The following is a 7676-nucleotide window of genomic DNA, read 5'->3' as shown; positions in this document are numbered from 1 at the left end:
TTAAAACGTATGATATCGAGAAATATGATGGCAAAATATTTTACCAGATGGGGCAATATCGCGTACAAGCAACGGATATGGTAGTTTTCAAAGAAGTACCAATAGAAATCCGTTCATCTTTTTATAACAATCCAACTTATATTTATATTAATCGTGATGGTATTACTAATAATTACGGTAGTTACTTCAGAGAACAAGGAGGCTACTCGTATATTTCTTTCTGGGATACAAATAATGGACAAAGACTTAATTATTGCTCTGGCGATAGTGATGGTTCTTACGATCCGTGTATTTATTATCTTGGTACAGATCTTAAGATCGCTGAGACAATATCGAGAGAAAGCAATGTACGTTATGAGTTAACAAAAGATGCAGGTGGGAAAAGCACGCCATTAAACGGAGCTAAAACTGAAACAATGTATGCAAAGGGAAACACTTTTTCATCGCATGGTACTGAAATTAATGGTTATCTAGAAGTATTAAGTGAATCGGACCCAAAAAGTTACACTTGGCTTCCGGTAGATTTACTAAAGCCAGTTAAGTGATAGATTAGGAATTATATAAAGCCCTCTTATTAGTATTTGTTAAGGGGGCTTTTTATATAGCATGTGATACGAAGGAATTTTGTTTTCTAAACTTAATTTGTGTAGGGAGAGAAAAATGAAAAAATTATTTATTGTGTTACTTGCAGGCTTTGCATTTGCAGTAGTACATCCAACAAAATCAGAAGCGAAAGTGATGTATGATGGAGCAGAAGTTGTAAAAGGGCAAACGGGAAAAATGACCTTTAAAAAAGACATCAAGGTGTACAAGAAAAATCCAAATGGTACGTTTGAATCTTTAGNNNNTTAAAACGTATGATATCGAGAAATATGATGGCAAAATATTTTACCAGATGGGGCAATATCGCGTACAAGCAACGGATTTGGTAGTTTTCAAAGAAGTGCCAATAAAAATTCGTTCATCTTTCTATAACAATCCAACTTATATCTTTATTAATCGAGATAGTAATACCGCAACTTACGGAATGTGGTTCAATGAAAGTACCAACCCGGGTTTTACTTTTACAAATAATGGACAAATACTTTCTTATTGCGGTCCCAATGATGTTAGTTCTAAAGAGTGTATACAGTATCCTGGTACAGATCTTAAAATCGCTGAGTCGAAAAGAAGCGATATAGGCGTGCGTTTTGAGCTAACAAAAGATGCAGATTTTAAACTCGATCCAATAAATGCATCTGCAACTATAAGTACATTGAAAAAGGGAAGCATTTTAGTTTCAGAAGGTCTTGAAATTAATGGTTATCTATATGTAACTTGGAAAAGAGATAACAACAACGAGTCCGCACATTGGATTCCAGTGAATTTATTAAAACCAGTTGGAGATAAGTGATAGATTAGGAATTATATAAAGCTCTCTTAAAGTATTTGTTAAGAGGGCTGTTTTTTATGGTTAGTTAATCTGCGGACAGGATGTTTATCGATGTCTTGGGCTTAGCTGTATAAACTATAAAAAGGGGCAGTGACAGGCGTGTTGATTAGGAAAAAATAAGTTTATTATTGAGCGATAAAAGGATTTTTTCGTTACCACTTTGCTAATATNGTGTTGATTAGGAAAAAATAAGTTTATTATTGAGCGATAAAAGGATTTTTTCGTTACCACTTTGCTAATATATTTCCTTTTAACTGATAGTAGCGTAGGGCTACTCGACTCCCGCGGGAAAGCGATAGAGGAACGAAGGCTAAAACCATCACATCCTGTGATAACGCCTTCGTGACCAACATCGTGTTGGCCCGAGACCCTGCACGGAGCGAAGCGGAGGAAGCGGCTCGACGCTCGCCCGCAGGAAAGCGAGTAGCCCGTAGCGGAAATCAGCCTCTTTGGATGTAATGGTTAATCAACACACCTGGGGCAGTGACTCAAAAATGACCAATCATTAACTAAATGGTATATTCAGCGAGAATAATGTAATGGTAAAAAAACACAGGTATATCAAGATTTTGATTTAACTTGAAACATAGTGAAAGTTCAATGTAACGGATATTTTCTCCAATGAACCCGTGGACTTTGAGCTGAGCAGAAAATAAAGCAGATAGAATGTCATACCTAACGAGGTGTGGCATTTTATTATGTTTCATATTTTTTGTATTTTCAACCCATTATATAAGTAGATGGGAGGTGTTGATTTATGGAGTATGAATATAAAGTAAAGTTTTACTTTGACGAAGGCCGTGAAGAAGAATATAAAATCAAGAATAATATTGAACAAGAAACATTTACAGAAGAACTTTCTAATGGTTTCAATGAGAAGTCTTGGTATTCATTTACTGAAACAGAACATTATAAAACGATTTTAATTAGTACTAAAGAAGTTTATCAAGTAGTAGTAGAAAAAAATATTTTAGAATTTGATTAATCAAATATATGAAGTCACATCTTCTAACAAGGTGTGGCTTTTTATTTTGCTTTGAAAGGATGAAAAAGCTATGTTATGTCTTTTTGAAGATGGATGCTTTTAACATTTGTGGAAGGATGAAGAACGTTTAATCAAATGGAACAAAAATTCAACGATTAACAGTAGCTCGTAGTGCTTAAGTTAAAAAACATAAAAGACCACTCTGTAAGCAATAGTTCGATATGAACCAGCCTTGATAACTAATTTAAAGTAAATGGAAATATTTATCCAAATACATCTGATTTGAGGTATTATTAAATAAAAGATGTCTTTTTTATCGAGGAACAAAGCTGAAATAGGAGGGGTTTTATTGAATGATAAAAAAATGGGGATAGTGTTCTCGTTAATTTTCGGTTGTTTAGCTATTTTCCTTGTATTAATTCTATTGACAGTTTCGTTTTTTGGTCAAGAGATAATGGAAATCCTTAAAGATGGGTTTTCAGAGAAATACTAGATATATTTAAAGAACTGTTATTATTCAAGCACAAAGTGGGTTTAGGATTATGTTTAATTTTGGAATTAAATCCTTGATTTAACGTTAATTTATAAATAGTATTTAAAGGAGGAAGGGGGATTACATGGCTAAAAAACAAAATCATATTCCATTTTTGAAAAGACCTTGGGTATCTTCTATTGGGGTATTCGTATTGTCACAGATCATCTTTATTACATTTGAAGTAACAGGGTGGATACCTAATTATCGAGATTTGAGTGGAACGTTATTTGGCAGAATTACTGAAGCTTCAATTTTCAGAGAGTGGTTTACTTTTTATGAAACACAACATTTCAATTTACTTACTATCTTTTTTGGCATCGTATTTCTCGTGCCTGGAATAATAGGTGCGATAAAAAACGTTTTTTCACCAAGGTCTACATAATTGAGATTCCCACCCCTAAAGGGACAAGCTGACTAATGTCAGTGGGATTCCTGAGTAACTAAGCGTTCGCAGTCCATTTCTGTTTTGAACAGCTCTCAAGATTGGGGTATCCCATTACCCCTCCCTATGATCCAGACGATAATCCTTTAGGTGTTTGCCAATAAAGTTTAACTAAATGATCACTCCGTGTGAAAATGGGTCACTTATATAATTGACCATTCTATGATCGCCATAATATTAAAAGGTGCTGCTCCATAGTCAAAAAACTACAGCGACAGCACCAAGTCATTTATTAGTGGAAATATTTGTCGACACGTTGAAGTACTTCGTCAGCAGAAAGACCATCAGCGTCTATAATAGGTCCTGCCATGATAGGATCGCTAATTCCCATAATATCTCTGTCTTGCCCAGTGATTACACAGGCATCACATTTTTTTGCATCTTCTTCCGTACGAAGCTGAATAACTTCATAACCTTTTGCCTTTAAAGCGTCTTCAACGTTTGTTAATGTTTGTTCCACACCAATTATTTTAGACATTACTCTTCCACCTCCTATATGTAATGTGTCATATAGGCTTGCTAATTATTCACTTAATTCATTTTTTTGTTATACATAATTTAAATGGCGGGAAAATAGTGAAATTCATTTTCTATTAGAGCGAAGTGATATTGGTTAAGCTGAATAGGAGGATTTTAAATGGGAAATCTAAAGATAAAAATAATAAGTATAATATTTATTATCGTATTTGTATGGATGATTATGCTACTTAATGCTGGACCACCGAAGCCTACTGTATTGTCGGAAGGTAAAGAAGTACCAATTGTACAAGGTACGTATTGTTGGCAAAATATTATAAATAATGAATGTGTTGATAAAGTTCCACCACCTGAAATTATTGCTAATAAAAAAATTGTTCCGTTTTCTGTTCCACCACGAAGTGAGATCAAAATTAGTTTTAAGAAACCACCAATTGATGGGATAGAAGTAGACAAATGGTATAGCAGCGATGAGATTGAGCTAGTAAAGGTAAATGATAATGTTTTCTCTGTACCGAAAGAGAAGGGGACTTATATATATAGTATTTCAGGAAGATGGGACAAAGGAAATTCTTCTTATATTTTTGCTATAGAAGTAAAATGATTAAATTAAGTCTAAAAAAGAGGAATCCCACCAATCATTTCCAATGATTAGTGGGACACTTCAATTCTTCTCCTTATTGAGGAAGATATTCTTGGCCGTTAATTATTATTTTAGAAGCAGTGATTAGAATTTCTTTATTTGCTTTGAAATATGGTTCTAAAATATTATTAAATGCTTCCCATTTCTCTTCAATTTTTGCTTTGTCTTCTTTTTTATCTAGCTTTAAGATTTCTTCATAAATCTGTTTTAATTGCTTGCTATCCGCTTCGCTAACTTTGAATTCATAGTCAGCCATATATTCTTCAAATGTTTGAGGCTTTATGAATGGATCAATGATGTCATAGAAATCCTCCCATAGTTTTTCAGACAAATCAGCATTGTCATCTTTTCCTGCTTTTTGAGCATTATCATAAATATTTTTTAGTTTCGCTAAAGTTTCAGCTGGGATATCTAACTTAAATCTTTCCATGTATTCTTCAAATGTCGGAGTTGGATAAAGTTTATCTAAATATGGTTGAAGGGTTTTGTAAAATTCATTCATTTTTTCGTTAGCCTTTTCCTCTTGACCATCTTTTTCAAGTTTTACCCATTCTTCATAAATAACTTTAAGCTGTTTATTATCATTTTCTTCAATAACTATATTTTTTTCACTAAATCCGAAATCTGCTATATACTCTTCGAATGTTTGAGGTTGCCACTTAGCTAATATATATGGTTTTGTAATTTTATCCATTTCTTTGTAAATTTTATCGATTTCTTCAAATTTCTTTTCGACTTCTTCTTCTTTCATTTCATTTGACAATTCTTTTTGCAGCTTTTTCTTTTCATTAAACAATTTTTCTAATTTTGTTAGCTCTTCTTTCGTTACCTCTTTAGGCAATTCTTTTTTATAAGCTTCAAATGTATAGAAGTCTAAATAATCCTCTGCTACGCTACCTTCAACTGTGATTTCCTGTCCTTCTACTAAGTTCATTTTTTCTAGTTGTTCATCAGAAAATTTATAGAAGCCGATATAGTAGTTTTTACCGTCTCTACCTTTTAGATCAATCCCATCTCCGTAGATGCCTTTAATCGTTCCTGTAATTTGTTGTTCGATTTGAACAGTAACACCATTTGTTGGTTCTACTGAAGTAGCACCTGCTTGAAGTGGCGTCAGAACAGCCATTCCTATTGTTAGTGCTGAAGCAATCATCCAAGTTTTTTTAATCGGTTTTTTCATGATCATTTCCCCTTTTATTTACTCTGGAACTTAACGTTTCCAATATATAGACGTATTTCCAGTTGAAAAAGTTCATTATTTTAAAAAAAATTTTAAAAATTTCCATGTTAAGTACATAAATAGTTATATAACTCCAAAGTTTGAGCAGTCAGATTATATAAAGCATCAACAGTACAAGGTACATATTGCTGGAAAAGTCTTATAAAGAATCAGGCGTGTTGATTAGGAAAAAATAAGTTTATTATTGAGCGATAAAAGGATTTTTTCGTTACCACTTTGCCAATATATTTCCATTTTAACTGATTGTAGCGTAGGGCTACTCGACTCCCGCGGGAAAGCGAGACAGACGAGACCCTGCACGGAGCGAAGCGGAGGAAGCGGCTCGACGCTCGCCCGCAGGAAAGCGAGTAGCCCGTAGCGGAAATCAGCCTCTTTGGATGTATAAAAATGGTTAATCAACACACCTGAAAATTAGATTAAAAAAACAACCTATTGAGGGGATGTAAAAGTACAAGGTAATGTTTTCTCTGTTTCAAAAGAGAAGGGGACTTATATCGGAAGATGGGTAAAAGGAAAATCTTCTTATATTTTTTCTATAGAAGTAAACTGATTGCACTATGGTTTGAACTTTGGAAAAAATCCCTAAATATTATTGTCGAATTAAAAAGAGGAATCCCAACAATCATCTTAAATGATTGTTGAGACACCTCGATTCTTTTACTTATTGTGGAAGATAGTATTGACCGTTAACTGTTAGTTTAGAAGGTGAAATTAGAATATCTTTATTTGCTTTGAAATATGGTTCTAAAATATTGTGAAATGCTTCCCATTTCTCTTCAATTTTTGCTTTGTCTTCTTTTATATCTAGCTTTAAGATTTCTTCATAAAGCTGTTTTAATTGCTTACTATCCGCTTCGCTAACTTTGAATTCATAGTCAGCCATGTATTCTTCAAATGTTTGAGGCTTTATGAATTGATCAATGATGTAATAGAATTCTTCCCACAATTTTACAGACTCATCAGCGTTTTTATCTTTTTCTGCTTTTTGAGCATTATCATAAACATTTTTTAGTTTTGCAAAATCTTCAGCAGGGATATCTAACTCAAATCTTTCGATAAACGCTTCAAATGTTGGAGTTGGATAAAGTTTATCAAAATACGGTTGAAGGATTTTGTGAAACTCATTCATTTTTTCGTTTGCCTTTTCCTCTTGACTATCTTTTTCAAGCTTTATCCATTCTTCATAAATATCTTTAAGCTGTTTTTTATCATTTTCTTCTAAAACTATATTTTTTTCACTAAAGCCGAAATTTTCTATATACTCTTCAAATGGTTCAGGTTGCCAAGTAGCTAAATAATATGGCTTAATAATTTTACCCATGTCTACATAAATTTTATGCATTTCTTCATATTTCTTTTCTGCCTCTTCAATCGCTTTATTTTCATCCGCTTTTGCAGCTTCTTTTTGCAGCTTCTTCGCTTCGTTAAACATTTTTTCTAATTTTGTTAAATCTTCATTTGTTACCTCTTTAGGCAATTCTTTTTTATAAACTTCGAATGTATAGAAGTCTGAATAATCCTCTACTGCGCTGCCTTCAACTGTGATTTCCTGTCCTTCTACTAGGTTCATTTTTGCTATTTGTTCATCAGAAAATTTAAAGAAATTGATATGGTAATTTTTACCATCTCTACCTTTTAGATAAATCCCGTCATCATTGATTCCTTTAATCGCTCCTGTAATTTGTTGTTCGATTTGAATAGTAACACCATTTGCTGGTTCTACTGCAGTAGCTCCTGCTTGAAGTGGTGTCAGAACAGCCATTCCTATTGTTAGCGCTGATGCAATCATCCAAGTTTTTTTAATCGGTTTTTTCATGATCATTTCTCCCTTTTTTTCTCTGGAACTCAAAGTTTCCAATATTTAGACGAATTACCAAATGGAAAGGTTCGTCATTTTAAAAAAAGTTTTAAACATTTCATGT

General features: G+C 33.2%; 8 protein-coding genes. 5 read left to right on the top strand and 3 right to left on the bottom strand.

The genetic code is table 11. The features are described from left to right. The 4 genes from AMS59_RS02345 to AMS59_RS02325 all read left to right on the top strand — a co-directional run. Positions 1 to 545, top strand: a 545-nt coding sequence (locus tag AMS59_RS02345) for a hypothetical protein (protein WP_234007659.1), incomplete at its 5' end; no start/stop codon positions are given. 303 nt (positions 546 to 848) lie between these two features. Next, positions 849 to 1393, top strand: a 545-nt coding sequence (locus tag AMS59_RS02335) for a hypothetical protein (protein ID WP_234007658.1), incomplete at its 5' end; no start/stop codon positions are given. Positions 1394 to 2189: 796 nt separating this feature from the next. After that, complete coding sequence (locus AMS59_RS02330; RefSeq protein WP_053482155.1) at positions 2190 to 2417, top strand: hypothetical protein; 228 nt, start codon at positions 2190 to 2192, stop codon at positions 2415 to 2417. A gap of 617 nt (positions 2418 to 3034) precedes the next feature. Then, entirely contained in the window at positions 3035 to 3334 is a 300-nt protein-coding gene (locus tag AMS59_RS02325) for a YfzA family protein (protein ID WP_053482154.1), read from the top strand. Positions 3335 to 3626: 292 nt separating this feature from the next. On the opposite strand, the gene AMS59_RS02320 is transcribed toward AMS59_RS02325, so the two are convergent. Then, positions 3627 to 3872: a YkuS family protein gene (locus AMS59_RS02320; protein ID WP_053482153.1), complete on the bottom strand. Its 246-nt coding sequence runs from the start codon at positions 3870 to 3872 to the stop codon at positions 3627 to 3629. Between the two features lie 159 nt (positions 3873 to 4031). Here AMS59_RS02320 and AMS59_RS02315 point away from each other — a divergent pair, with 159 nt between their 5' ends. Beyond that, entirely contained in the window at positions 4032 to 4475 is a 444-nt protein-coding gene (locus AMS59_RS02315) for a hypothetical protein (protein WP_053482152.1), read from the top strand. Between the two features lie 73 nt (positions 4476 to 4548). Here the strand turns inward: AMS59_RS02315 and AMS59_RS02310 are convergent, their stop codons facing one another. Both AMS59_RS02310 and AMS59_RS02305 read right to left on the bottom strand, forming a co-directional pair. Continuing rightward, positions 4549 to 5694 carry a hypothetical protein gene (locus tag AMS59_RS02310; protein WP_053482151.1) on the bottom strand — a complete coding sequence of 382 codons (1146 nt, stop codon included), beginning with the start codon at positions 5692 to 5694 and terminating at the stop codon, positions 4549 to 4551. A gap of 721 nt (positions 5695 to 6415) precedes the next feature. Beyond that, positions 6416 to 7570: a hypothetical protein gene (locus AMS59_RS02305; RefSeq protein ID WP_053482150.1), complete on the bottom strand. Its 1155-nt coding sequence runs from the start codon at positions 7568 to 7570 to the stop codon at positions 6416 to 6418. Positions 7571 to 7676: the final 106 nt, after the last annotated feature.

Source organism: Lysinibacillus sp. FJAT-14745, from assembly GCF_001275675.1.
Classification (GTDB): domain Bacteria; phylum Bacillota; class Bacilli; order Bacillales_A; family Planococcaceae; genus Lysinibacillus.
The sequence above is the reverse complement of the archived record's forward strand: the minus strand, read 5'-3'. Positions and strand labels throughout refer to the sequence as shown.

Bases quoted from the DNA above. Each gene is read 5' to 3' on its own strand.
- AMS59_RS02315 (WP_053482152.1), top strand. From the start codon at position 4,032: ATGGGAAATCTAAAGATAAAAATAATAAGTATAATATTTATTATCGTA.
- AMS59_RS02305 (WP_053482150.1), bottom strand. From the start codon at position 7,570: ATGAAAAAACCGATTAAAAAAACTTGGATGATTGCATCAGCGCTAACA.
- AMS59_RS02325 (WP_053482154.1), top strand. From the start codon at position 3,035: ATGGCTAAAAAACAAAATCATATTCCATTTTTGAAAAGACCTTGGGTA.
- AMS59_RS02330 (WP_053482155.1), top strand. From the start codon at position 2,190: ATGGAGTATGAATATAAAGTAAAGTTTTACTTTGACGAAGGCCGTGAA.
- AMS59_RS02310 (WP_053482151.1), bottom strand. From the start codon at position 5,694: ATGAAAAAACCGATTAAAAAAACTTGGATGATTGCTTCAGCACTAACA.
- AMS59_RS02320 (WP_053482153.1), bottom strand. From the start codon at position 3,872: ATGTCTAAAATAATTGGTGTGGAACAAACATTAACAAACGTTGAAGAC.